The following is a 24,694-nucleotide window of genomic DNA, read 5'->3' as shown; positions in this document are numbered from 1 at the left end:
GCGCGACACGTGCCAGGGTAGCCGGCCTGCCCGTTGACCGACGCCATCCTAAAACGCGAGACCGGGTTGACCGAATGCTTCGCACTGCTCGACAGCCTCCATCGCTGCCACATGAAGGCGCTGCGCGAAACGACGCCCGCGACCGCGCGCGAAACCGGCGTCCGGGCCGTCGCCGGCCGCCGCGCGCGGCTGCGCCGACGCGGCCGGACGACGTTGGCCGATTCCGCCGGCGCCGCCGAATTCGGCCACCGGCGACCATGCGGGGCTGACCGGCAGCGGCGGCGGCGCGAGCGGCGCGAACTCGTCGTCTGCATGCACGACCTTGCCGTCGACGACCGTCAGCACCGACGACAGCGACTTGATCCGCGGTTCGTCGATCGTGAAGTAGTCGTCCGTCAGCACCGCGAAATCCGCATACTGGCCGGGCACCAACGCACCCTTGCGATCGTCCTCGTTCGAGAACCATGCACTGCCGACCGTGTAGCGGCGCAGCGCTTCCATCCGGCTGAGCCGGTTGCGTTCGGGATAGAGCGCCGTGCCGCCGACGGTGCGCCCGGACACCATCCAGTACAGCGACACGAACGGGTTGTAGCTCGCGATGCGCGTCGCATCGGTGCCCGCGCCGACCGGCAGCCCGGCCGCCAGCATCGCGCGGATCGGCGGCGTGCGCGTGGCCGCTTCCGCGCCGTAGCGCGCAATGAAGTACTCGCCCTGGAACGCCATCCGGTGCTGGACCGTCACGCCGCCGCCGAGCGCGGCGATGCGCGCGATGTTCGCATCCGAAATCGTCTCGCAGTGATCGAAGAACCAGCGCAGCCCGTCGAACGGCATGTCGCGGTTCACGGCTTCGAGCACGTTCAGGAAGCGGCCGATCGATTCGTCGTAGGTCGCGTGCAGCCGGAACGGCCAGCGATGCCGCACCAGCAGCCGCACCACCGAGGCCAGTTCGGCCTCGAGCACGTCGGGCAGATCGGGGCGCGGTTCGAGAAAATTCCCGAAGTCGGCCGCGGAGTACACCAGCAGTTCGCCCGCGCCGTTCATCCGCAGGAACGCGTCGCCGTCGCCGGGCTTCGCCAGCGTCACCCAGCGCGCGTAGTCGTCGAGTTCGCGTCCGGGATGCTGCACGAACAGGCTGTATGCGATGCGCACCGTGAGTTCGCCGCGTTTCGCGAGCGCCAGGATCGCGCCGTAGTCGTCCGGAAAGGCCTGGAAATCGCCGCCGGCGTCGATCGCGCTCGTCACGCCGAGGCGGTTCAGTTCGCGCATGAAGTGTCGCATCGAATTCATCTGGTCGTCGTGACCGAGCTTCGGGCCCTTCTCGAGCGCGGTGTGCAGGACGGCCATGTCCGGTCGCGCGATTAGCATGCCGGTCGGCCTGCCGAGACGATCGCGCTGGATTTCGCCGCCGGGCGGATCGGACGTGTCGCGGCCATAGCCGATCGCGCGCAGCGCGGCCGCGTTCAGAAGCGCGCTGTCGCCCAGGTGCATGATGAAGACCGGCGTGTCGGGCGCGATCGCGTTGAGTTCGGCCACCGTCGGCCCGCGCTTTTCCGCGAACTGGAATTCGGTCCAGCCGCCGACGACGCGCACCCACTGCGGCGCGGGCGTGCGCAGCACCTGGCGGCGCAGCATGGCGAGCGCATCGGCCAGCGTCGGCACGCCGTCCCAGCGCAGTTCCAGGTTGAAATTGAGGCCGCCGCGAATCACGTGCAGGTGCGAATCGTTCAGCCCCGGGATCACGGTGCGGCCGTTCAGGTCGATGCGAAGCGTGTCGGCGCGCGCGTGGCGCATTACGTCGGGCCCGCTGCCGGCCGCGAGGATCCGGCCGTCCTTCACCGCGAGCGCGGTCACGAACGACTGCCGGTCGTCCTGCGTCGCGATCTTGCCGTTGTATACGATGAGGTCCGCCGATTCCGCGGGTTCCGTCGCCTTAAGCACCGTCCTGCCTCCTGCTTGCGCCCAAAGCCGGCATACGGCCGCACGCGGCAGGCACCCGGACTGACGATACACGGACCATCCACTCCCCCTTGAACATTGAACGATCGGACCGGCAGGCTGCGGCGCGATGGCGCGGCGGCGTCTTGCGCGGGCCCGGCGCGCCGTTACGCCACCTGCTGCATCGCATCCGCCGCCTCGTGCCGCATGCGCGTACGGGCCGTCGACGGCGTCGTCTCCGGGCGAACGAAGTTCTGCACGCGCGCCAACCGGCGAACATCGAACGCGCGCGATTGCGGATCGAAATGCCCTGTCAGATTGGCCACCAGCGACGAAGCCTGCGCGGTACGCCCACGCTCGATCAGGTGATCGGCGAGATCGAGCATGCCGCGCAGCGCCCACATGGCTGCCCCTTGCCCGTTCGCGGTATGGATCCCCATCAGCAGATGACGGTGCCCGTCGGCTTCGCAGGCGATCGCGAGGTCCGCATCGGCGGTGCGGGCCTGTTCGAGCATCGCGAGCCCTCGGGCGCGCAACAGTTCGGGCACGAACAGATGCTCGCCGTGCGCGCGGCAGCGCGCGAGCGTCGCGTCGAGCTTCGTGCATGCCTCGGCCGCGCGGCCGGTGCGCGTCAGTCCTTCCGCGTACGCGACGGTCAGCGGTGCGAGCGCGCGCCGGAATCCGCTCGTTTCGATGCGCCGCAGCGCAGGCTCGAGCCGCGCGAGACCGGCACCGGGGTGCCCGGTCTGCATGTCGAACTGCCCGGCCAGACATTCCGCGTGACTGAGCCAGATGTCGAATCCGTTCGCCTCGGCGGTCGATCGCAGCGTGCCGAGATAGTCGGAAATCACGTCGTGATCGCCATAGTGCAATGCAATCGGCACGGCCGCGGCGCCGAGCACGACGCACAACGTCAGCCCCGCCCCGGCGCGGCGCGCGCATTCGACCGCCTGCGCCGCCAGTCGCATCGCATATTCCGGATCGCCCTGCATCCACACGAGCCGCGTCAGCATCGTCCGGCCGAGCGTCGCGACGTCGATCCCCAGCGCTGCCTCCGCGCACGACGGTTCGCCGGCCTCGGCCAGCTCGTCCGTCGCCGCCTCCAGCCGCTCGCGCGCCTGCGCGTGCTCGCCGAAGTAATGCAGCGAGGTCGCGACCATCGCGTTCGCCAGCAGCCGCTGCGACCGGTCGCCCCGCCGCTCGGCGGCGCGCTCGAAGCGCGTCGCGTAGCGCAACGATTCGTGGATGTCGGAGCGCGTCAGCATCGTGTTCCACAGCCCGACCAGCGCACGCGCGTCGAATGCCTCGTCGCCGATCCGGCCCGCGAGCGGGAGCGTCCGGTCCCACATCGCGGCGGCCGTATGCGTATCGCCATCGGTATGCAGCAGCGCCGCCGCATAGGCCGCGCGCAAGCGCATCTCGCGCGCCGCGTCGACGGACGCGGCCTCCCCGGCCTCGATCGCGTCGAGCGCTCGCCGCGCCGGTATCGAACATTCGCGCATCCGCGCCGGCGCCAGCAACGCGAGCGCCAACGCGTCCGCCTCCAGCTCCAGCGCCTGCGGCTCGGCCGCCACAGGCTCGCGCGGTGCCGGCGCACCGGCGGCCGGACGCAGGCTCGCGAGGTCCGCGGGTTGTGCCTGCGTCTGCATCCGTGCTTCCGCCTGCTCGCGCTCGTAGCGCGCATGACGCTCGGCGATGGCGTCGAATTCGCCCTCGTTGTGCAGCTTTTCGAGCGCATACGCGCGCGTCGATTCCGTCAACCGGTAGCGCGCTTGCGTGCCGTCGAACTCGACGGTCACCAGCGACTTCGCGACCAGTTCGCCGAGCACCGCGATCATCTCGGCGGCCGACATGCCGGGCTCCATCGCAACCTCGCGGGCGGCATCGAACGTAAACGGGCCGATGAAGCACGCCATCCGGCGAAACAGCGACCGCGTGGCCGCATCCAGCAGCACATAGCTCCAGTCGAACGTCGCCCGCAACGTCTGGTGGCGCGGCAGCGCCGAGCGCAGCCCGCCCGTCAGCAGGTTCAGCCTGTCGTCGAGACGGGACGCGACGATCTCGAGCCCGAGCGTCGCGACGCGCGCGGCAGCCAGCTCGATGGCAAGCGGCAGCCCGTCGAGACGCCGGCAGATGTCGCCGATCAGCCGGATGCCGTCCGGATCGACCGCACAGTCGGGCGTGGCGGCACGGATCCGCGCCAGGAACAGCTCGACGGCCGAATAGCGCTCGATCTCGTCGACGGATGCACCGCCGTCCGGCACCGCCAGCGGACTCACGCGAAACACGGCTTCGACCGAGATATGAAGCGGTTCGCGACTCGTCACGAGCACACGCAGCGATGCGGCGCGCGACGTCAGCGTATCGACGAGGTCGGCAACCAGATCGACGATGTGTTCCGCGTTGTCGAGCACGAGCAGGCCTGGCGACGCGGCGAGCGCATCGCCGATCGGGTCGATGCCCGGCAAGTCGTCCGTCTCGAGTCCCAGTTCCGCGGCAATCGCGAGCAGCACGTCGTCGCGCGTCGCGGCACTCGCCAGCGCCACGAACAGGACGCGCTCGCCGGACCGGCTGCGCAGTTCGTGCGCGACCCGCTCGGCCAGGCTCGTCTTGCCGATGCCGCCCGCACCGACCAGCGTGACGACCGGCGCACGTTCGATCATGGCGACGATCTGCTCGATCTCGGCCTGACGTCCGACCAGCGGAACCGGACGGGCAGCCACGACGGCGTCGTGCGGCAACGCGGTCGCGCGCGGCGGCGCCTCGTGTGCGACGGCGGGATTCGCGATCAGCAGGTAACCGCGGCCCGGCACCGTCTTGATCAGGTCGCGGTTCGCGCCCAGCGCCTTGCGCAACGTCGCGACATGGACCTGCAGGCGGTTCTCCTCGACGATCAGGCCGGGCCAGACGGCATCCATGATGTCGTCCTTCGACACGACGGAACCGTTGGCGCGATGCAGTACTTCCAGTATGTCAAGCGCGCGTGCGCCGATACGCAACGACGCGCCGTGGCAGCGAATGTCTCGCTGCTCGAAATCCACCGACAACGTCCCGATCTGGATCATGGCCGCCTCCAGGTTCCCCACGATGACCGCCATGTGAACACGGCAGTTCACCGGGGCGGGAGTGCGCACCCGGCCAGCCCTACGGGCCGGGTGCGATATCTCAAAAAGTGGGCCGAGTGTAAACGCCGTATAAATAAAAATCTTGAAGGAAAATGCACTGGCGACCTCCGCATGGGCACGCCCCCGAACCCGCGTCGCGCAAATACAAATGGGGCAACATCGACCGGAATAGCGCCTTCGCGCGCGTGCAGGGCCGGCGCGGCACGGATCGGTTCGCGGCAAGCATTTCGTCAGCCAGCGGACATTTATTCAAGTTATCTTGGGGGCTGCCGGACGCACCGTATAAACTGCGCGTAAAAATGCCCTCGCGCCGTACCCAACCGAAGGATTGTTCCGCCATGCAAGTCCCCCTCGTCGCGCCACCCGCGGCGCCGCCGAAAGACACGCTCGGATGTCTGTCGAGCCTGCTGTCCAAGGATATTGAAAGGTCGGTCGGCGGCCTGAAGCTCCATCGCAAATGCATGCGCGACGAGCAATTCGAGCGCATCGAGATGGCGGCCAGCGATCGCGGTTTCCTGATCGGCGTGTCGCTCAATGGCGGGCACCGGCGCACGATCTACGGCGGGGCCGGCAAATCCGAGCGGCAGTTTCAGCACAACTCGATCTACATTCGCGACTTTTCCCGGAATTTCCGCGCCGACCTGTACGGCAAGTTCGACTTCGTGCTCGTCGAGCTGTCGCACAGCTACCTCGACCGCCTCGGCCGCGAGCACGACGGCACGGAAATCGGCGGGCTGACCTGCGCGCCCGACGTGCAGGACGCGGTGCTGGGCCATCTCGCGCACGCCGTCGCCGACAGCCTCGACGCGCCCGGCGCGCTGAATACGCTGTTCGTCGAGCAGATGGGCCTCGCGATCGGCACGCATCTGGCATGCCGCTACGGCAATACGCGCGCGCGCGACCTGCAGCGCAAGGGCGTACTCTCGCCGGCCAAAGCCGCGCTCGCCAAGGAGCTGCTGATGGAAAAGGCGGATCTCGGCGTGTCGATCGAGGAGGTCGCGAGCGAATGCGACCTGTCGCGCGGCTATTTCATCCGTGCGTTCTCGCGAACGACGGGACGCACGCCGCATCAATGGCTGCTCGAACAGCGCGTGATCCGCGCCCGGCAACTCATCGAGACGACCGACATGACGCTCGCGGAAATCGCGGTCGCCTGCGGCTTCTCGGACCAGAGCCACCTGAACCGCGTGTTCGCGCGGATCGTCGGCCATCCGCCCGGCGCATGGCGGCGCGAACTGTCGCGCTGATTCCGTCACGCGCGGTCACTGCTGCCGCGCGCCTTCGCGTCACCGAACCGGTGTCGTGTCGTAATTGACCGGCACCCAGTCATACTGCTCCCCATCCCTGCGCAAATGCCCGAGCCCGGGAAACGCGATGTGCGCGGCACCGACCAGATAACGCTTGTCCGCGACGCGCTTCAGCGTATCGCGCCGGGTGCGGCGCGCCGTGTCGGCATCGCTGTCGTACTGGACGGTCGCGTCCGGATCCTGCAACTGGATCGCCGCGACGTGCACGATGTCGCCCCACGCGAGCAGCCCGGCGTTGCCGCTCTCGATCAGATAGGCCGTATGGCCCGGCGTATGACCGGGCATCGGCACCGCGCGAATGCCGGGGGCGAGCGTCGCTTCGCCGCGAAACGTCTTGAAGCGCCCGGCCGCGACGTACGGCGCGACCGACGCGGCCGCCGCATCGAAAAACGACGCGAGGAACGCCGGCGCCTGTGCCTTGTTGTCCGGATCGAGCCAATAATTCGCCTCGACCTCGTTCACGCGGACGACCGCATTCGGAAAGGTCATCCTGCCGTTCGACACGATGCCGCCGACGTGATCCTTGTGCAGGTGCGTGAGCAACACTTCGTCGATCTGCTCGGGCGCATAGCCTGCCGCACGCAAGTTGGCGAGCAGCTTGCCGCAGCAGTCGCCGTACAGCACGCCGGCGCCGGTATCGACGAGAATCCGCTTCGTTCCCGTATCGACCAGGAACGCATTGATCGACCCCTGTACCGGCGGTTCGAGAAACGCGCGATCGAGATCGCGCCGGATTTCGGCCTTCGACACATCGCGGAAGACCGTATCGATCGGAAACGGATGCGTGCCGTCAGACAGCGCGACGATCTGCAGATCGCCGAGCTTCTGCCGATAGAAGCCGGGGGCCTGGCCTCCGCCGCCCGGCTCTGCGGCGAGCGCGACCGATGCGAGGATGCCGAAGCACCACGCGACGAGCAGCATGCCGCCCGCGCGCGTGCGCCAATTCAGGTTCTTCATGTCCGTTTCCCGGTTGCATATCGACGTTGCGACATTGCGCGCCGGCTTGCCGGCCCGGCCGGCGACGTGCGCACGACACCGAGCTTACCGGCCCGGTTCGCAATAATCCTGAGCGGGACATGAATCGTTCTGAAAGCCGTGCCTCGGCGGCACCGGCCAAGATTCAGGCGATCTGGTCGAGCGCGCGCTGCGCGTCAATCAATGCATCGCGAAACACGACAGCCGGCTGCGCGCCACTGACGACCGACAGGCCGATGCGCGTCGACGGCACCGAAGCGACGCCTTCACGCACCGCCTCCGCTTCGAGCGCGACCACCGCGTCGAGCCCTTCGCCGGACGCGAGGAACGCACGCACCGCGTCGCCCGGCAAACCGGCGCCCGTCGCAATCTCGACCAGCACGTCCGCGTCGCCGATATCGCGGCCGTCGCGGAAATACGCGGCGAACAGCGCATCGACGAGCGCGACGGCGCTGCCGCGTTGCTGGGCGAACCAGACGAGCCGGTGTGCAAGCCGCGTGTTCGGCGTGCGCGCGATCCGCGCATGATCGAACACGAGGCCCGCCGCGCGGCCGGCTTCGGCCACATGCGCGTCGAGTGCCTGCGAGCGCGCCCAGCTGCCGAACTTCGCGCTCCGGTACGCCTTGCGGTCGATGCCGCCGGCCGGCATCGTCGGGTTCAGTTCGAACGGCACGAACCGGACGCTCACGTTGCCGGCCAGGCCTGCTTCGTCGATCGCTGCCGTGAGCCTGTGCTCCGCGATCCAGCACCACGGGCAGATGAGATCGTAGGTCACCGTTACTTCGAGGGGTTTCATCGCACGCTCCTTCCTGTACATTGCCAGTCCTGAAGATAGCGCTTGCGGGCCGGCGATAGAATGCGAACGGCACGCAACGCATCGTTGCGATACGCACAAAGGCACGAAGTCACGAAGTTACAAGGGCGACGACATGGACAAGTTCTCCGCGCTGCGCGCGTTCGTGGAAGTAGCGGAAGCCGGCGGCTTCTCGAGCGCGGGACGACGTCTCGATCTCGCGGCCTCGTCGGTGGTGCGCGCGGTGGATGCGCTCGAGGCGTCGCTCGGCACCGTGCTGCTGAACCGCACGACGCGACAGGTCACGCTGTCCGATGCCGGCTCCGTGTACTACGCACGCGCGAAGCGGCTGCTCGAGGAACTCGCGGAAGCCGACGCACTGGTCGCCGATCGCGGCGACGAGCCGTCCGGGCCGCTGCGCGTGTCGGTGCCGGTCGCGTACGGCATGCGCCGCATCGCGCCGCACGTCGCGGCCTTCCTCGCGCGCTATCCGAAGCTCGATCTCGACCTGCAGCTCACCGACGAACGCGTCGATCTCGTCACCGGCCGGATCGACGTCGCGATCCGGCTCGGCGAAGCGGCCCCGTCCGCGGAAGTCGTCGCGCGACAGCTCGGCACGTTCCAGCGCTATGTCGTCGCGAGCCACGACTACCTCGATGCACACGGCACGCCATCGGCGCCGGGAGAGCTGGTCGATCACGGCTGCCTGCGCTTTCATTTCGGCGGCGACCAGCAGGCGTGGACGTTTGCGGATGCGCACGGCACGACGAAAGTGCTCGTCACCGGGCGCCTGAAATCGAACCACAGCGAAGTGTTGCGCGATGCCGTGCTCGACGGCGCCGGCATCGCACTGCTGCCCGACTGGCTGGTCGATGCCGACGTCCAGTCGGGCCGCTTGCGCAGGCTCTTCGAACAGTACGACGTCATGCCCGATGCGGCGCGCTCGGTCGTCACCGCGCTGTACCTGCCGAATCAGCGCGGCTCGAAGCGCGTCACGGCGTTCATCGATTTCGTCGAGACGCTCGCCGGCGCGCAGCACTGAGCCGCGCGGCACGTCGCGTCACCAGCCGAACTTCGCCTCCACGCCGACATAGTCGGCATTGCGCGCGCCCAGCGCGCGAATCGAATCGGCGAGCTGGAAGTGCACCGCCTCGACCGCCAGCGCCGTGTTCGCATTGACGAGCCAGTCCACGCGGGCCTGCGCGTACATGCCCGTCCACGCGCCGCCCTTGCCGGCCGTGCCGGGCACGGCCTGCATCCCTTGCCCGTAGATCGCGTCGGCCGTCGTCTCGCGCCACTGGAAACCGACCGCGGTCAGCACTGTCACGTTGCCGGCCGGCTTGAACGTCAGCGACGGCTTCACGTGAATCAGGTTGGTGTAGCCCGTATAGCCGGCGAGCGTGAAGTAAGAGCCGTTCGGGAACAGCGGGTTGAAGGTGCCCATGCGTCCGTCGCCGGGATGCTTGTCGCCCGACGCGCCGTCGACCTGGATGCCGATGCGCGGCGTGCCCGGCGTCTTCGCGAACGTGTAGCCGCCCAGCGCGCCGAACGCCCACGCACCGATCGTGTCCTGCCCGATGTGCCCGGTCTGCAGCATCGCCTCGGCGTCCCAGTCGAACCCGGAAGACTTGCCGGCGTAGCGCATGTCGAACACGTCGCGCCGCTCGGTGCCGGCCCCGCCCAGATAGCGCGCGTTGTCGCGCGTATAGCGCGACCAGTAGCCCGACAGGTCACCGGGTCCCACATCGTTGCGCTCGACGCGCACGCCGTCGAATCTGAGGTGCCGGTTCGACACGTCGTCGAATACCGCGTCGTTGCGATACTGCACAGGACGCGTCACATAGCCGATCAGCCGCCACTTGCCGATTTCGTAATCGGCCCACAGCGCATCGAACGCCTGGCGCACGTTCGGGCCGTCGCGCACCGACACGAACCGCTGCAAGTCGAACGCCATCTCCTGCCGGCCGATGCGGGTCTTGAACGTGCCGCCGCCCAACTGGTCGACATACGCGACGAACGCCTGCTCGATGTCGAGCTGATCCTTGTCGACCGGGCCGACCGTATCCTTGCCGAACGGCCGCGCATCGACGAACTGGACGAACGCCTGGAAATGTCCGGCATAGCGCAGATCCGCGTGCACCGTCGCGCGCTGGATCACGTAGTTGTCGTCGTGGGCGGCGCCGAGCCCGAACAGCGGCGCGTTGTTCAGCTCGAAGCGCTCGCGCAGGTTCGCGCCGAGCGACAGGTAGGTCGACGGGTCGGCGCCGAGCGGGATGTACTTCAGCCCGTCGAGCGGCTTGCGCGGCACGCATGGATTCGCGAGCACCGACCAGTCTTCCTGCCAGCGGTTGAACAGCACCGCAGGACGCGTCGCGGTGCACGTCGCGGCGGCGGTCGATGCCGGCGCCGCGGTTTCCTCGGCGCCAGCGGCCGTCCCGGCGTGCGTCGCGACGCCGCCCACCAGCATGGCGGCCGGCAACGCGCCACGCCACGCCCGCTTCATCGACCGCCTCATCGACCGCCGGTCCATCACTTCGACCGCGCGTGAATCTCGGCGACATAGCCGCCCGGGAACTGCACGAGCGCCGCATCGCGCCCGTCCGACGTGAAGGTCGGTACCAGAACGGTCACGCCGGCGGCCTTGGCCTTCTCCAGCGTGGCGGCAAGGTCCGCCACTTCGTAGCCGGTCATCTCGCGCCCGAACGGATAAGGCAGATGGCCGTCGGTGGCGAGCACGGTCATCTTGCCGAAGCCCGACTCGATGCGGATACGGCGGTACGTGTCGTTCGGCCGGCCGATCTCGATGCCCGGCGCCTTGCGCACGTCGGACACGACCTTGCCGCGCGAGAACGCGACGAAGTCGTGCACCAGCTTGCTCGCGCTTTCCGGCGACACGTACACGCGATTTTCCGGCACGGTCTGCAGCGGATCGTAGTGCGGCGCCTGGGTGTGCCAGTACAGCTGCATGTTCACGCCGCCCGGCCAGCGAATGATCGCGTCGCGGCCGATCGGATCGGGGAACGTGTCGACGACCACGTCCGCGCCATGCGCGCGCGCCGACTTCATCGCGACGTCCATGTCGGTGACGAGGTAGCCGGTGCGCTCCTCGCAGAACGGGTATGGGATCGGCGTCTTGAAGCCGAACACCGAGATCGTGCCGGACGGCGTGAACACGAGCTGCGACATCGTCTGGCTCGGCGTCGGCGTGACCTGGAATACGCCCTGCTGCGACTTCTTGCCGCCGAACGTGGCGACGAAGCTGTCGGTGAAGCGGTCGAAGTCTTCCGGCGCGACGCACACGTGCGTCGTGTCGTATTGCGGGCCGACCGAGACGGCCGGCACCTTCGCGGACGAGGTCTCGAGCAGACGCGTCTCGTCCGCATGGGCCGGCGCGGTCGCCAGCAATGCGCCGAGCACGGCCGTCGACGCGGCCGTCATCCGCAATACCTGTCGCAACTTCAGTGCAATCATCGAAATTCTCCTTGAAAGTGGTAAGCGCTGCCGTGCGTCGCGCGCGGATTCAGCGTGATGCCGGCCCGTCGTCGGGCCGGCCGGATCGGTAGGCGAGGAAGCACAAGGTCGCGAGCGGCAGCGCCAGCGCCCAGAAGGCGGCGAATACGTACGCCGCGGCCCCCGCGCCCGCACCGAGCGCGAACGCCGCGACCGGCGGCAGCGTGCGCCGCAGTCGCGCGCGCGCGGCGTCGCGTTCGGCCGGCGCGGCAAGCGGCACGAGCCAGTCGAACGCATCGATCACCGCCTGCGTGACGTTGCCCGTCATCACCGTGTTGGCGACGACCGAGCGTGCCGTCAGCCGGCCGTGCGCATTCTGGACACCCATTGCCGCGGCGCCGAGCAGACCGCACAGGATCGTGCGCGGCGCATCGGCGTCGGCGATCGGCGACGCCATCACGCCGGCCAGCATGAACCCGGCCAGCAGCACGGCCTGAAGCGCATAGAGCGAACGCGCGCGCGGGCCGTGGCCCAGCGAACGCATCCGGTGATCGAGCACGCGCGCGCCGACGATACCGGCGATGAAGGCCGGAAACGCGAGCCATTTGATCGCGAGCCCTTGCCCGACGCCGGCCAGCCCCGAGCCGATCAGGATGAAGTTGCCGGTGACGTGCGCGGTAAACAGGCCGAACAGCGCGACGAAGCCGAGCGTGTCGACGTAGCCGGCGATCGACGCAAGAAAGACGTCCTCGCCACGCACGTGATCGGGTGCCGCGGCCGCGGTTACCGGCTGCGTCGGCATGCCCCGGCCTCCTGGATGGCGACGGTTGCGCCGGCGCACGCGATGCCTGCGTCCGGCGAGATCAGATCACGCATGTTCCGCTCCGGTTGTGCCGAACGGCCCGGCGGTGCCGACTGGCGTCCGGTCCAAACGGCTGTTCGGAAGCAAGACTAGTTAAGGCGCGTCTTAATGTCATGGCGATGGGCCTGAATTTTCCTGAATTGGCTGCCCGGACGCCCGGACGGACGGCGCGGTCGACGCGACGCGAGGCACATGCGCAACGGTTCGCGCATCGCGTCGGCAGGCACGCCCCGAGCGGCCCTCGCGGTCCGATCGTGTTATTTTTCGATCGATAGCTTAAGAGCGCACGCGATCAGGAGCCGATGCATGACCGAAAGAAAACGCAGCACGCCCGCCCGCGAGCGCGGGACGGATGCCGACGGCAACGCCGTCACGCCGGGCCGGCGCCTCGCGCCGGAAGCGCGCGAACGGCAAATCGTCGAGAAGGCGATCGAGCACTTCGCGACGCACGGCTTTTCCGGCAGCACGCGCGAGCTGGCGCGGCAGATCGGCGTCACCCAGCCGCTGCTGTACCGGTACTTTCCGAGCAAGGAAGCGCTGATCGATCGCGTGTACGACGAGGTCTACACGTGGAACCCGGACTGGGAAAAAATGATCGCGGATCGCACGGTCCCGCTGCAGGAGCGGCTGGTCGCGTTCTACCGCGCGTACGCGCAAACCATCCTGCGGCGCGAATGGATCCGCACCTTCATCTTCGCGGGGCTCAGCCGCGAGGGCTTCAACACGCGCTATCTGTCGCGGCTGCGCGAACGCGTGTTCCTGCCGGTGCTGCGCGAACTGCGCCACGAATACGACATCGCCACGCCGGCGACGGAGGCCCAGCGCAACGCGGAAATCGAGCTCGTCTGGAGCCTGCACGCGAGCATCTTCTATTTCGGCGTTCGCAAGTGGGTGTACGGGTTGCCGGTGCCCGACGATCTCGACACCGAAATCGAACGCCTGGTCGACGCGTTTCTCCACGGCACACCCGCTACGCTCAAGCAGCTCGCGTCCGGCGCGGCCGCTCGGCGACGCCGCCGCGTGTAGCGCGGCCCCGCGCGCCGCCCGACGAATTCAGAACAATTCATCCGGTGTGCCGGTCGCTTCGCCTATCCTCGAAAGGCATTTGCGCCCGCGTCCGGGCGCCCGCGGACCGAACCGCACTGGGACCGTCACATGACCACCGACACGTCTTCGATCACGCATCGCACCGTCACCGCGAACGATCGGCGCCAGCACTACATCGACGCCGGCAGCGGGCCGGCCGCCGGCCACGACAAGCGCAAGATGGCGCGCGAAGAACAGCCGGAGCGCGTGAACGCGTTGCCGGTCGATTTCCTGAAGCATTGGGAACGGACGAGTCGGCGCGCGCGACGAATCATCGCGGGAGCGGAATGATGAGCGACGTTGCGGGCCCTTCGGCGATCGTCATCGGCGGATCGGTGGGCGGGCTGTTCACGGCGACCGCGCTGCGCGCGGCCGGATGGCGCGTCAAGGTATTCGAACAGTCGCCCAACGACCTCGACAGCCGCGGCGGCGGCATCGTGCTGCAGCCGCCGATCGAGCGCGCGTTCGCATTCGGCGGCGTGCCGGTGCCGCGCGATGCGGGCGTCGATTCGGTCGACCGGATCTATCTCGACGAGCACGACCGGATCGTGCAGCGCCTTTACATGCCGCAAACGCAGACCGCGTGGAACGTGATCTACACCGCGCTGAAGCGCGCGCTGCCCGCCGGCGTCGTGCACGCTGGCGTATCGTTCGAGCGGTTCGAACAGGATGGCGCGCGCGTGATCGCGCATTTCGCGGACGGGCGCGTCGAGCATGCCGACCTGCTGGTCGGCGCGGACGGCGGCCGCTCGGCCGTGCGCGCCCAGCTGCTGCCCGACGCGCGGCCCGCGTATGCGGGCTACGTCGCATGGCGCGGGCTCGTCGACGAGCACACGCTTCCCGACTCGGTGCTGCAGGTGCTGCGCGATCGGTTCACGTTCCAGCAAGGCAACGCGCATCTGTTCCTGACCTACCTCGTGCCCGGACGCGACGGTGCGATCGAGCCGGGCAAGCGGCGCGTGAACTGGGTCTGGTACCGGCGGCTCGAGCAGGATCGCGTGCCGTCGCTGTTTCTCGCGCAGGACGGCACGCAGCGCGACGGCTCGCTGCCGCCCGGCGCAATGCGCGACGACAACCGGCTCGAACTCGTGGACACCGGCCGCCGGTTGCTCGCGCCAACGCTCGCCGCGCTCGTCGAGGCGACCCAGGCGCCGTTCGCGCAGGCGATCCTCGATCTCGCGGTCGAGCGCATGGCGTTCGGCCGCGCGGTGCTGCTCGGCGACGCGGCCTGCCTTGTGCGACCGCATACGGCCGCCGGTGTCGCGAAGGCGGCGGAGAACGCGGTTGGTCTCGCCGAAGCGCTGCGCGCCGGCGTGCGCACAAGCGCGTTCGACGCCGCCCTGTCGCGCTGGGCGGCCGCCCAGCTCGCGAACAACGCTTCGCTGTCCGAACTCGGCATCTCGCTCGGCACGCGGATCATGGGACGGGCGTGACCGGCGGCAGGCCGGTGTCGAGATGCCGCGTGCCATGTTCGGCCGCGCGAGCTTCGAGCAGACGCAGCCGACTCGTGCGGATCGCCGGCCAGGCGCGGACCCGGCAGGTTCGCGCACCCGCTTACTGCTCCCGGGGCGCGCCGCGCGAAACGCCGCCAGCGAACCGGTTTCGCCACTGCCCGCCGGCGAACGCAGCGACGATCAGCGACAGGTAGCCGGCGACGAGAAGATGCCGCCAGCTGTCGAGCGCGGCGCGATGGGCCACCAGCGTCGCGTCGGGGGCCGCGACGGCGAGACTGCCCGGCACCACCGCCCGCGTCATCTGCAAGAATCCGGCCGCCGACAGCACGGGCAATAGTACGAGCACCCCCAGCAGCACAAACCTCGCGCGACGGAAAAACGCACGCCGGCGCAAATGAAACCACAACCCGAGGCTGCCATGCACCCACCCCGGCGCGAGCAGCGCGATCTGCAGGCCCTGCGTGCCGCTCGTCAGCAGCGCCACGACGACCCGTGCGTAGTTCGGTTCGAAGCCGTAGAACGACGTCGCGACGCGTGTGCCGACGACGTGGCGGATCAACAGCAGCGGCAGGCCGAGTCCCGCCCAAAGACGCAGCCATTCGGCCGGCGGCAGCGCCCAGTGCCGGCGGCCGTAGACGGTGCGGAGCGCCAGCGCGAAATGCAGGCCGGCCGCGCCGTACAGCAGGATCGTTCCGGGCGGGCTTTGCCAGACACCGATCGCCAGTTGCAGGCCGCGCTCGGCAATGTCGACCGACCAGATGCCGAGCGCATGATTGACCATGTGAACGGAAATATAGATCCACAACATGATGCCGGAGCCGAGTTGCAGCCTCCGCGCCATCTTGTGCAGCCCATCATGCGCGGACGCCGGCTTCCCGGCATCGGCATCGTGCGCGTGCTGCGCGGGATACGGTGCGCGGTCGTGCGACGGCGGGCGCATGTCGACGTGTTCCCGGAAGGATGGTGACGCCGAGGCCTCGTCTGCGTTCGCGGGAACCTCGCGAGCGCGCCGCGCTCCGCGCAGGATGTCACGGGTTTGCGTGGGCTTGTCGTTCATCGAAACCTCCCCGTCGAAACGTGCGCTGAGTGATGCTGCCTGATCGGCATACCACCGAGCGGTCCCGTTTATTCCGGCGACGCACGACATCCGGCGCATGAAGCGCATCGCGCGGCCTCGGGAATAGGCGCCGGGCTCGCCCGGTATACCGGGTGTGAGCACGACGGATGCCGATCGCGATGCATAGGCCCCCGCCACAACGACGCCAGCGAAATCAAGGAGGCCCATCATGTCCAACGTCCTGTCCCACTGGATCCTGATCGGCTGCGACGCATACGACGAGTACGTGTTCGTGCCGTGGCTCAATAAAGCCGTGTATCAGCGCACAGTGACCTTGCAACGCGTTTGCCTCCTATGACGGCGAACCCTCCGGCAGTTTCAACCGACCGGGACCTGACTGCGCCACACCGCCGCCGGACTCATCCCGCCTGATTGCTGCCGCAGCGAACACCGGGAAGCAGTCGCATACTTGATGCATGGCCGTAGTTGGACACGCCTCTTGCTCATGGTCACGGCAGAACCCGGCGCAGCCGACTACCGAGCCCTGGCCGGCCGGCGCTTGGCCGGACACCATCCCGTCGACGCGGCCGCCTCCTCCGGCAAACATCACAATTCATTTAACTTTCCGTGAGGACTTCGACACCGGCCGCTGACTACGATGGGCGCATGTTTTCAGGACCTGCTTCCAGGAGCCCATCATGCCCACCCGCAGACATCTGCTGCTGTTCGCCGGCGCCACCGGCCTCGCCACGCTCGCGGCGCTGTCGTCGGCCGGCCGCCGCACACTGGTCAGCCGCGCGTTCGCCGCGTCGACGGCTGCGCCGAAGATGGCCGCGCCATACGAGGTCACCCTCAGCGACGCCGAATGGCATCGCCGGCTCACGCCCGCCCAGTACGCGATCCTGCGCGACGCCGGCACCGAGCGGCCGTACACCAGCCCGCTGAACGACGAGCACCGCCCCGGCACGTTCGCGTGCGCGGGCTGCGGCCTCGCGCTGTTCTCGTCGGCCACCAAGTTCGACAGCCACACGGGCTGGCCGAGCTTCTGGAAGCCGCTCGACCACGCGGTCGCGACCGACGCCGACACGTCGTTCGGGATGGTCCGCACCGAGGTGCACTGCCGCCGCTGCGGCGGCCATCTCGGCCACGTGTTCGACGACGGCCCGCCGCCCACCCACCTGCGCTACTGCATGAACGGGCTCGCGCTCGCCTTCCACCCGGCCGCCGCCTGATCCGGCCCCATCCCCGACCGACTGGAGAACGCATCATGCTGCTCATCGTCCTTGCCTATCTCGGCGGCGTGCTCACGATCCTTAGCCCGTGCATCCTGCCCGTGCTGCCGTTCGTGTTCGCGCGCGCCGACCAGCCGTTCGTGCGCACCGGCCTGCCGCTGCTGGCCGGCATGGCGCTCACGTTCGCCGTCGTCGCGACGCTCGCCGCCGTCGGCGGGGGCTGGGTCGCGCAGGCCAACCAGGCCGGCCGCTGGGCTGCCATCGTGCTGCTCGCGATATTCGGCCTGACGCTGCTGATGCCGCGCCTCGCCGAACACCTGACGCGCCCGCTCGTCGCCGCAGGCAACCGCCTCACCGGCCTCGCGCAGCGCGACGGCCGCCCGGCCGGCCCGCTGTCGTCGCTGCTGCTCGGCGTCGCCACCGGCCTGCTGTGGGCGCCGTGCGCCGGCCCGATCCTCGGGCTCGTGCTGACCGGCGCGGCGCTGCGCGGCGCGAGCGTCGGCACGACGCTGCTGCTCGTTGCGTATGCGGCCGGCGCGGCGACGTCGCTCGGCGTCGCGCTCGTGATCGGCGGCAAGGTGTTCGCCGCGATGAAGCGCTCGCTCGGCGCGGGCGAATGGATCAAGCGCGGGATCGGCGCCGCGCTGCTGGCCGGCGTCGGCGCGATTGCGCTCGGCCTCGATACGGGTGCGCTCGCGCAGTTGTCGACCGTCACGACGGGCGGCCTCGAGACGAAGCTCGTCGACCGGCTCGGCGGGCGCTCGAACGGCGCGCCGGCGGCGATGGCCGCGACGGGTTCGCTGGCAGACGGCTCGGCAGACCGCACCTCGAACGGTTCAGGCGGCGCGATGATGGCCGCGACGGCCGATGCCGTGCAGTCCGGCGGCGCGATGATGCGCGCGGCGGAGATCACGCCCGCGCCGCAAGCGCCGGCCGCGCTGCCCGTCGAAGGCACGCTGCCGTCGCTCGACGGCGCCGTGCAGTGGCTGAATTCGCCGCCGCAGACCGCGGCCGGCCTGCGCGGCAAGGTCGTGCTCGTCGACTTCTGGACCTACTCGTGCATCAACTGCCTGCGCACGTTGCCGTACACCACGGCCTGGGCACGCAAGTACGCGCCGTACGGTCTCGTCGTGATCGGCGTGCACGCACCGGAGTTCGCGTTCGAGCGCGACATCGGCAACGTGAAAAAGGCCGTGCACGACCTTGGCATCGACTTCCCGGTCGCGATCGACAACCACTACACGATCTGGCGCGCGTTCAGCAACGAATACTGGCCCGCGCACTACTTCGTCGACGCACAGGGACGCGTGCGCCGCCACCACTTCGGCGAAGGCGAATACGCGCAGTCGGAACGCGCGATCCAGTCGCTGCTCGCCGAGGCCGGTCATCCGGAAGCGCTGAACGTGCCGCTCGGGCTCGCCGGCGTTCCCGCGAAAGGCGCGCTCGCGGCGGCCGACAGCGCCGACGTCCGCTCGCCCGAAACCTATGTCGGCTATGCGCGCGCGGACGACTTCACGTCGCCGGGCGGCGTGGTGCGCGACGCGGCACACCGCTACGACGCGCCCGCCCACCCCGACCTGAACGACTGGGGCCTCGCCGGCACCTGGCAGGTCGGCGCCGAGCGCGCGTCGCTCGCCGCGCCGTCCGGCCGGATCGTCTACCGCTTCCATGCGCGCGACCTGCACCTCGTGCTCGGGCCGGGAGCGAACGGCAAGCCGGTGCGCTTTCGCGTGACGCTCGACGGCGCGGCGCCCGGTGCCGCACACGGCACCGACGTCGACGCGCAGGGCTACGGCACGGTCACCGGGCAGCGCCTGTACCAGCTCGTCCGTCAGCCGGGCGCCATCGCCGACCGCACATTCGCGATCGAGTTTCTCGATCCGGGTGTCGATGCGTACGCATTCACGTTCGGTTGAACGCATGCCAGGCCGACACCCGACCGCCGTCTTCCCCAACGCATTCCGAAGGAGCCCACCATGAACCCGACACCCACCCGCGCTTCCACGCCGCGACGGCGCGCAGCGATGCTGCGCCGCATCGGCGCCCTCGCCGTCGCGGCCGCCGCCGTGTTCGGCTACCAGCGCATCGTCAACTCTGCCGAGCCGATGCGCACCGTGCCCGCGCCGACACTCGACGAAACACCCGGCGCATCGCACGACGAGACGGCCGTGCTTGCCGGCGGCTGTTTCTGGGGTGTGCAGGGCGTGTTCGAGCATGTGAAGGGCGTGAAGCAGGTCACGGCCGGTTATGCGGGCGGCGCGTCCGAAACCGCGCACTATGCACTCGTCGGGTCCGGGCTGACGGGGCACGCGGAATCGGTGCGCATCGTCTACGACCCGACGCAGATCACCTACGGCCGGCTGCTGCAGGTGTTCTTCTCGGTCGCGCACGATCCGACCGAACTCAACCGGCAAGGCCCAGACGAAGGGTCGCAATACCGGTCGGCAATCTTCCCGACCACCGCGCAGCAACGCGCGGTCGCGACCGCGTACGTCGCGCAGCTCGGCACCGCGCACGTGTTTCCGGCGCCGGTCGTCACGCGTATCGAGGACTACAAGGGGTTCTACCCGGCCGAGGCCTATCACCAGAACTACCTCGAACTGCATCCCGACGCGCCATACATCGCGTTCAACGACCTGCCGAAGGTCGCCGGGCTGAAACACTACTTCCCGGCGCTGTACCGCGCCGATCCGGTGCTGTGGCGCGATGCCCGCTCGTGACCGGCACGCGGCCGCAGCAGGGCGGCCTCGCATGCCGCGGGTGCCGCCCGCGCCCCGGATTGCGCCGCATCAAACAAACCGCGCCCGCCGTGCCGGTGCAAACCCGCATCGCGTCCGACATGCGGTGCAACTTCGCGTAGACTTCTCCCAAGCCACGCCGCTTGTTGCGGCGTCCGGACCTTCCGTCCAGCCAGGAGGCGTCACGCATGCGCGCAGTGCCTTTGTCTGACAGCAGCACCCTCGAAGAACCGTCCACCGGCGCGGTCGTGCGCGACCTGCGCCGCGTGCCCATCCATCCCGATCACTGGTATCCGCTCGCGTGGTCGCGGGAACTGAAGCGCGGCAAGACGCTCGGCGTGCGCTTCGCCGGCGATCCGATCGTCCTCGTGCGCACCGAATCCGGCGCCGTGTATGCGCTCGAAGATCGTTGCGCGCACCGCCAGGTGCCGCTGCATGCGGGCGTCGTGAGCGGCGAAACGCTGCGCTGCTGCTACCACGGCTGGACCTATGCGTGCGACAGCGGCCGTTGCGTCGACGTGCCCTACCTCGGCCGCGAGCGTTTGCCCAACGGCGTGCGGGCGTACCCGTGCCGCGAGGCGCACGGACTGATCTTCGTGTTCCCCGGCGACGCGACGCTCGCCGACGAACGCTCGTTCCCCGCGCTCGAATCGGCGGACGACCGCGCATTCAAGACGCGCCGCTTCGGCCGCGAGGTCAAGTGCCACTACTCGTTCATGCACGAGAACCTGATGGACATGAACCATCAGTTCCTGCATCGCAAGCAGATGGGGCAGATGCGGGCGCGCGCACTCGGCCGGCGCCGCGGCGACGACTGGGTCGAGGTCGATTACACGTTCGCGCGCATGGAAGGCAAGCAGCCGGTCGGCGAGGCGCTCGTGTTCGGCTCGAGCAAGAAGCCCGGCGACCAGGCCGACAAGAGCGTGATGACGGTTCGCACCGGCTACCCGTACCAGACGCTGCAGATCCGCTCGAGCGAAGGCACGCTCGTGATGGACCTGTGGATCGTCTACGTGCCGCTCGATGCGGAACAGCGTACCAACCGCACGTTCGGACTGCTGTCGATCCACAAGCCCGGCATCCCGTTCGCGCTCGATCTCGCGTGGCCGCTGCTCGTCTGGTTCACCGAGCGGATCTTCCGCGAGGATCGCTGGATCGTCGAGCGCGAGCAGGAAGCGCACGACCGGCAGGGCGCCGACTGGAATCACGAGGTGTTTCCGGTCATCAACGAACTGCGCGACCTGCTGCGCCAGTGCGGCGCGCGCACCGTGATCCCGATCCGGGACGCGCGTGACGGCGCGTGATGCGCGCAGCTTTTCCGTTACAGGCTGAACGCGCCCGGCAGCAACGCGCGGGCCGTCGTGACCTCGACGGCCCCTTTCAGGTTGGCCAGGATCACTTCGATGTCGGGCTTGCCGATCTCGATGATCACCTGACGGCACGCGCCGCACGGCGCGATCGGGCCGTCGGTATCGCCGACGACCGCCAGCCGCGTGAAGTCCCCCGGACGATAGCCGGCCGCGATCGCCGCGAACATCGCCGTGCGTTCCGCGCAATTGCACAGTCCGTACGACGCGTTCTCGACGTTGCAGCCGTGAAAAACCGTTCCGTCGCGCGCCTGTAGCGCAGCGCCGACCTTGAAGCGCGAATACGGCGCATACGCGCGTTCGCGCGCCACCTTGGCCTGTTCGATCAGTTCGTCTCGTTCCATCTCGATGGTGCCTCCAGTCGTGTGCGGGGATGCATCGACACGACGCATCCCGGCCGGCACGATACTCCCCCGTCATGTAAGGCGAGCACCGACACCGGCACGTTCCGCCGCGCCGGCATCGGCGCACGGTCAGCCGATCTGCTCGTAAATGGTCGGGTGCGCCTCGCCCGTCTCGCCCAGCACGTAGCTTTGCCGCACCTCGTCCACCGCACGCGCGGCCGCCGCGTCGTCGCGGGCATGCACATAGCCGAGCGGCTGGCCGGCTTCGACACGCTGCCCGATCTCCGCGAGTGCCGTCAGGCCGACACGGTAGTCGATCGCATCCTCCGCGCGCGTGCGGCCGCCGCCGAGCGCGACGACCGCGAGCCCGAGCGCGCGGCAATCGACCCGCTTCACCACTCCGCTCGCGGGCGACGGAACCGGCACGATCACATCCGCCCGCGCAAGATGATGCGCGGGCGCTTCGATCAGGTCCACGGGGCCGCCGAGCGTCGCCACCATTCGCGCGAAGCGTTCCGCCGCCGCGCCCGAGTCGAGCGCCTGCTGCAACATCGTGCGCGCCTGCGCGACGTCGGGCGCCAGCCCGCCGGTGACGAGCAACTGCGCCGACAGCGCCATCGTGACGTCATGCAGGCGCGCCGGTCGCGACTTGCCCGTCAGGTAGTCGATCGCACACGCGACTTCGAGTGCATTGCCCGCGCACGGCGCGAGCGACTGGTTCATGTCGGTCAGGATCGCGGTCGTCTTCATGCCGGCGCCGTTTCCGACGTCGACGATGCTACGTGCCAGCTCGGCCGACTTCTCGGCGGTCGGCATGAACGCGCCGGAGCCGACCTTGACGTCCATCACGAGCCCGTCGAGCCCCGCCGCGAGCTTCTTCGACAGGATCGACGCGGTGATCATCGCGACGGACTCGACGGTCGCCGTCACATCGCGAATCGCATAGATGCGCTTGTCCGCCGGCGCGAGCCGCGCGGTCTGCCCGATGATCGCGACGCCGACGTCACGCACCGTACGACGAAACGTGTCCGTGTCCGGTGTCACGTCGTAGCCGGGGATCGCACTGAGCTTGTCGAGCGTGCCGCCGGTATGGCCGAGCCCGCGCCCCGAGATCATCGGCACATAGCCACCGCATGCGGCCACCATCGGCCCGAGCATCAGCGACACGACATCGCCGACGCCCCCCGTCGAATGCTTGTCGATCACCGGTCCGCCGAGATCGAGCGCACGCCAGTCGAGCACGTCGCCCGAGTCGCGCTGCGCGATCGTCAGCGCGACGCGCTCATCGGTGCTCAGGTCGTTGAAGTACACAGCCATCGCGAACGCCGCCACCTGGCCCTCGGTCACGCTGCCGTCGGTCACGCCGCGCACGAACGCGGCAATCTCGTCGCGATCGAGCGGCTGCCGGTCGCGCTTGCGGCGAATGAACTCCTGCGGCAGAAACATCGTTGCGTCTCCTTGCTCGCTCAGTGCAGCGAAAAGAACAGGCCGGCAATCGCCGCACTCATCAGGTTCGACAACGTCGCGGCCGTCAGCGCACGCAAGCCATGCCGCGCGACTTCCGAGCGGCGCTCCGGCGCGACCGCGCTGAAGCCGCCCGCGAGAATGGCGATCGACGAGAAGTTCGCGAAGCCGCACAGCGCGAACGACACGATCGCGAGCGTCTTCGGGTCGAGCACCTGCAGGCCGGCCGCCGCGACGTGCGCGCCACCCTTCAGATACGGCGACAGGTCGCCGTACGCGACGAACTCGTTGAAGATCAGCTTCTCGCCGATGAAGTTGCCGGCTAGCGCCGCGTCGTGCCACGGCACGCCGATGATCCAAGCCAGCGGCGCGAACAGGTGGCCGATGATGCCCAGCAGCGTCACCTGCGGAAAGCCCGCGAACGCGGCCACGCCGCCGACGATGAGGTTCATCAGCGCGATGAGCCCCACGAACGCGATCAGCATCGCGCCGACATTGATCGCGATCCGCAGGCCCACCGATGCGCCTGACGCCGCCGCCTCGATCACGTTGGCGGCCCGCTTGTCGTCGAAATCGAGCCCGTCGACCACGACACGGCTCGGCTCCACGGTCGGGAACAGCAGCTTGCCGAACAGCAGCCCGCCCGGCACCGCCATGAACGATGCAGCGAGCAGGTACTCCATCTTCACGCCGAGACCGGCGTAGCCGACCAGCACCGAGCCCGCGACCGACGCCATGCCGCTCGCCATCACCGTGAAGATCTCGGCGCCCGTCATGTGCCGCACGAACGGCTTCACGAGTGCGGGCATTTCGCTCTGCCCGAGAAAGATCGTCGCGACGGCCGAGCACGCCTCGATGCGGCTCACGCCGAGCACTTTCGCGAGCCCCGCGCCGAGGATCGCGACGATCCACTTCATCACGCCCACGTAATACAGCACCGCGATCAGCGCGGTGACGAAGATGATCATCGGCAGCACGCGCAGGCCGAACACGAACCCACCGTCGCCGAACAGCTGGAACATCCGGGCGTCGACCAGCCCGCCGAACACGAACGCAATGCCGTGATTGCCCATGTCGAGCACGCGATTGACGCCGTTCGCGGCCGCCGCGAGCGCCGCGCGGCCCGACGGCACGAACAGCACCAGCGCGCCGATCGCGAACTGCGTGAGCAGCGCGGCGATCAGGGTCCGGCCGCTCACGGCGCGCCGGTTGTTCGACAGCAGATAGGCCACCAGCAGCAGGAACAGCATGCCCAGGAGACTGCGCAGAATATCCACCTCGTACTCCTTTCTCTCGATGTTTATTTGAATGATCGGCAGGCGGCCCGGCACGCCCGTGTAACGCCGTCGGTGGATATTACTCGCCGTCATGCATGACGACAACGCAATCAAAATGGCATGCTCCGTGCGGGTTCGCTTGCGTCGTCGATTTGCTCAGTTCTTCTATGTACCTGGAAATCGGATGGACGTGACGATGCCCGATTCGTCCCATATATTGAGAGAATC

At 68.7% G+C, this 24,694-nt stretch carries 21 protein-coding genes; 10 read left to right on the top strand and 11 right to left on the bottom strand.

The window, feature by feature from the left end; genetic code table 11:
- Positions 1–48: 48 nt before the first annotated feature.
- Positions 49–1,938, bottom strand: coding sequence for an amidohydrolase (locus BTE28158_RS21975; protein ID WP_174920083.1), 1,890 nt, complete (start codon positions 1,936–1,938; stop codon positions 49–51).
- Between the two features lie 164 nt (positions 1,939–2,102).
- On the bottom strand, positions 2,103–5,000 hold the full coding sequence (locus tag BTE28158_RS21970) for an ATP-binding protein (RefSeq protein ID WP_151051544.1): 2,898 nt from the start codon (positions 4,998–5,000) through the stop codon (positions 2,103–2,105).
- 398 nt (positions 5,001–5,398) lie between these two features.
- Here BTE28158_RS21970 and BTE28158_RS21965 point away from each other — a divergent pair, with 398 nt between their 5' ends.
- Positions 5,399–6,307 carry a helix-turn-helix domain-containing protein gene (locus tag BTE28158_RS21965; RefSeq protein WP_151051542.1) on the top strand — a complete coding sequence of 303 codons (909 nt, stop codon included), beginning with the start codon at positions 5,399–5,401 and terminating at the stop codon, positions 6,305–6,307.
- Positions 6,308–6,346: 39 nt separating this feature from the next.
- On the opposite strand, the gene BTE28158_RS21960 is transcribed toward BTE28158_RS21965, so the two are convergent.
- A complete protein-coding gene (locus tag BTE28158_RS21960; protein WP_151051546.1) occupies positions 6,347–7,288 on the bottom strand; it encodes an MBL fold metallo-hydrolase in 942 nt (313 codons plus the stop codon).
- Between the two features lie 199 nt (positions 7,289–7,487).
- Entirely contained in the window at positions 7,488–8,138 is a 651-nt protein-coding gene (locus tag BTE28158_RS21955; protein WP_151051540.1) for a DsbA family oxidoreductase, read from the bottom strand.
- 133 nt (positions 8,139–8,271) lie between these two features.
- Here BTE28158_RS21955 and BTE28158_RS21950 point away from each other — a divergent pair, with 133 nt between their 5' ends.
- Positions 8,272–9,177 carry a LysR family transcriptional regulator gene (locus BTE28158_RS21950; protein ID WP_124902499.1) on the top strand — a complete coding sequence of 302 codons (906 nt, stop codon included), beginning with the start codon at positions 8,272–8,274 and terminating at the stop codon, positions 9,175–9,177.
- Positions 9,178–9,195: 18 nt separating this feature from the next.
- Here BTE28158_RS21950 and BTE28158_RS21945 read toward each other — a convergent pair whose 3' ends face one another.
- The 3 genes from BTE28158_RS21945 to BTE28158_RS21935 are packed head-to-tail and all read right to left on the bottom strand — an operon-like array spanning position 9,196 to position 12,387.
- Complete coding sequence (locus tag BTE28158_RS21945; protein WP_151051539.1) at positions 9,196–10,638, bottom strand: alginate export family protein; 1,443 nt, start codon at positions 10,636–10,638, stop codon at positions 9,196–9,198.
- Between the two features lie 26 nt (positions 10,639–10,664).
- Complete coding sequence (locus BTE28158_RS21940) at positions 10,665–11,606, bottom strand: VOC family protein (protein WP_059534424.1); 942 nt, start codon at positions 11,604–11,606, stop codon at positions 10,665–10,667.
- 49 nt (positions 11,607–11,655) lie between these two features.
- Positions 11,656–12,387 (bottom strand): YoaK family protein, encoded by a 732-nt coding sequence (locus BTE28158_RS21935; RefSeq protein ID WP_059606064.1) that lies wholly within the window; start codon positions 12,385–12,387, stop codon positions 11,656–11,658.
- 366 nt (positions 12,388–12,753) lie between these two features.
- Between BTE28158_RS21935 and BTE28158_RS21930 the strand changes: the two genes are divergently transcribed.
- The 3 genes from BTE28158_RS21930 to BTE28158_RS21920 all read left to right on the top strand — a co-directional run bounded on the left by BTE28158_RS21930 (position 12,754) and on the right by BTE28158_RS21920 (position 14,966).
- The gene (locus tag BTE28158_RS21930; protein ID WP_059606062.1) at positions 12,754–13,473 is read left to right on the top strand and encodes a TetR/AcrR family transcriptional regulator; all 720 of its coding nucleotides are present in this window, start codon (positions 12,754–12,756) and stop codon (positions 13,471–13,473) included.
- Between the two features lie 129 nt (positions 13,474–13,602).
- Positions 13,603–13,824, top strand: a complete 222-nt coding sequence (locus tag BTE28158_RS21925) for a hypothetical protein (RefSeq protein WP_124627303.1) — start codon at positions 13,603–13,605, stop codon at positions 13,822–13,824.
- Positions 13,824–14,966 carry an FAD binding domain-containing protein gene (locus BTE28158_RS21920; RefSeq protein ID WP_151052274.1) on the top strand — a complete coding sequence of 381 codons (1,143 nt, stop codon included), beginning with the start codon at positions 13,824–13,826 and terminating at the stop codon, positions 14,964–14,966. The genes BTE28158_RS21925 and BTE28158_RS21920 overlap by 1 nt, the downstream gene beginning before the upstream one ends.
- 121 nt (positions 14,967–15,087) lie before the next feature.
- Here the strand turns inward: BTE28158_RS21920 and BTE28158_RS32975 are convergent, their stop codons facing one another.
- Positions 15,088–16,275 (bottom strand): hypothetical protein, encoded by a 1,188-nt coding sequence (locus BTE28158_RS32975; RefSeq protein ID WP_338084162.1) that lies wholly within the window; start codon positions 16,273–16,275, stop codon positions 15,088–15,090.
- Between BTE28158_RS32975 and BTE28158_RS32830 the strand changes: the two genes are divergently transcribed.
- The 5 genes from BTE28158_RS32830 to BTE28158_RS21895 all read left to right on the top strand — a co-directional run bounded on the left by BTE28158_RS32830 (position 16,274) and on the right by BTE28158_RS21895 (position 21,318).
- Positions 16,274–16,402: a hypothetical protein gene (locus BTE28158_RS32830; RefSeq protein WP_257129397.1), complete on the top strand. Its 129-nt coding sequence runs from the start codon at positions 16,274–16,276 to the stop codon at positions 16,400–16,402. The genes BTE28158_RS32975 and BTE28158_RS32830 overlap by 2 nt on opposite strands.
- A 340-nt stretch (positions 16,403–16,742) precedes the next feature.
- Positions 16,743–17,276: a peptide-methionine (R)-S-oxide reductase MsrB gene (gene msrB, locus BTE28158_RS21910; RefSeq protein ID WP_151052276.1), complete on the top strand. Its 534-nt coding sequence runs from the start codon at positions 16,743–16,745 to the stop codon at positions 17,274–17,276.
- Positions 17,277–17,311: 35 nt separating this feature from the next.
- The gene (locus BTE28158_RS21905) at positions 17,312–19,192 is read left to right on the top strand and encodes a cytochrome c biogenesis protein DipZ (RefSeq protein WP_174920080.1); all 1,881 of its coding nucleotides are present in this window, start codon (positions 17,312–17,314) and stop codon (positions 19,190–19,192) included.
- A gap of 60 nt (positions 19,193–19,252) precedes the next feature.
- Positions 19,253–19,996 carry a peptide-methionine (S)-S-oxide reductase MsrA gene (gene msrA, locus BTE28158_RS21900; RefSeq protein ID WP_151052162.1) on the top strand — a complete coding sequence of 248 codons (744 nt, stop codon included), beginning with the start codon at positions 19,253–19,255 and terminating at the stop codon, positions 19,994–19,996.
- A gap of 206 nt (positions 19,997–20,202) precedes the next feature.
- Positions 20,203–21,318 carry a Rieske 2Fe-2S domain-containing protein gene (locus tag BTE28158_RS21895; protein ID WP_151052164.1) on the top strand — a complete coding sequence of 372 codons (1,116 nt, stop codon included), beginning with the start codon at positions 20,203–20,205 and terminating at the stop codon, positions 21,316–21,318.
- A 17-nt stretch (positions 21,319–21,335) separates the two neighbouring features.
- Here BTE28158_RS21895 and BTE28158_RS21890 read toward each other — a convergent pair whose 3' ends face one another.
- The 3 genes from BTE28158_RS21890 to BTE28158_RS21880 form a co-directional block, all read right to left on the bottom strand.
- Positions 21,336–21,725, bottom strand: coding sequence for a cytidine deaminase (locus tag BTE28158_RS21890; protein WP_151052166.1), 390 nt, complete (start codon positions 21,723–21,725; stop codon positions 21,336–21,338).
- A 129-nt stretch (positions 21,726–21,854) separates the two neighbouring features.
- Positions 21,855–23,171, bottom strand: coding sequence for a thymidine phosphorylase (deoA, locus tag BTE28158_RS21885; RefSeq protein WP_151052168.1), 1,317 nt, complete (start codon positions 23,169–23,171; stop codon positions 21,855–21,857).
- A gap of 20 nt (positions 23,172–23,191) precedes the next feature.
- Positions 23,192–24,466, bottom strand: a complete 1,275-nt coding sequence (locus BTE28158_RS21880) for a NupC/NupG family nucleoside CNT transporter (RefSeq protein ID WP_124627320.1) — start codon at positions 24,464–24,466, stop codon at positions 23,192–23,194.
- Between the last annotated feature and the right edge of the window lie 228 nt (positions 24,467–24,694).

This window comes from Burkholderia diffusa, from assembly GCF_902499115.1.
GTDB classification, from domain to species: domain Bacteria; phylum Pseudomonadota; class Gammaproteobacteria; order Burkholderiales; family Burkholderiaceae; genus Burkholderia; species Burkholderia diffusa.
The sequence above is the reverse complement of the archived record's forward strand: the minus strand, read 5'-3'. Positions and strand labels throughout refer to the sequence as shown.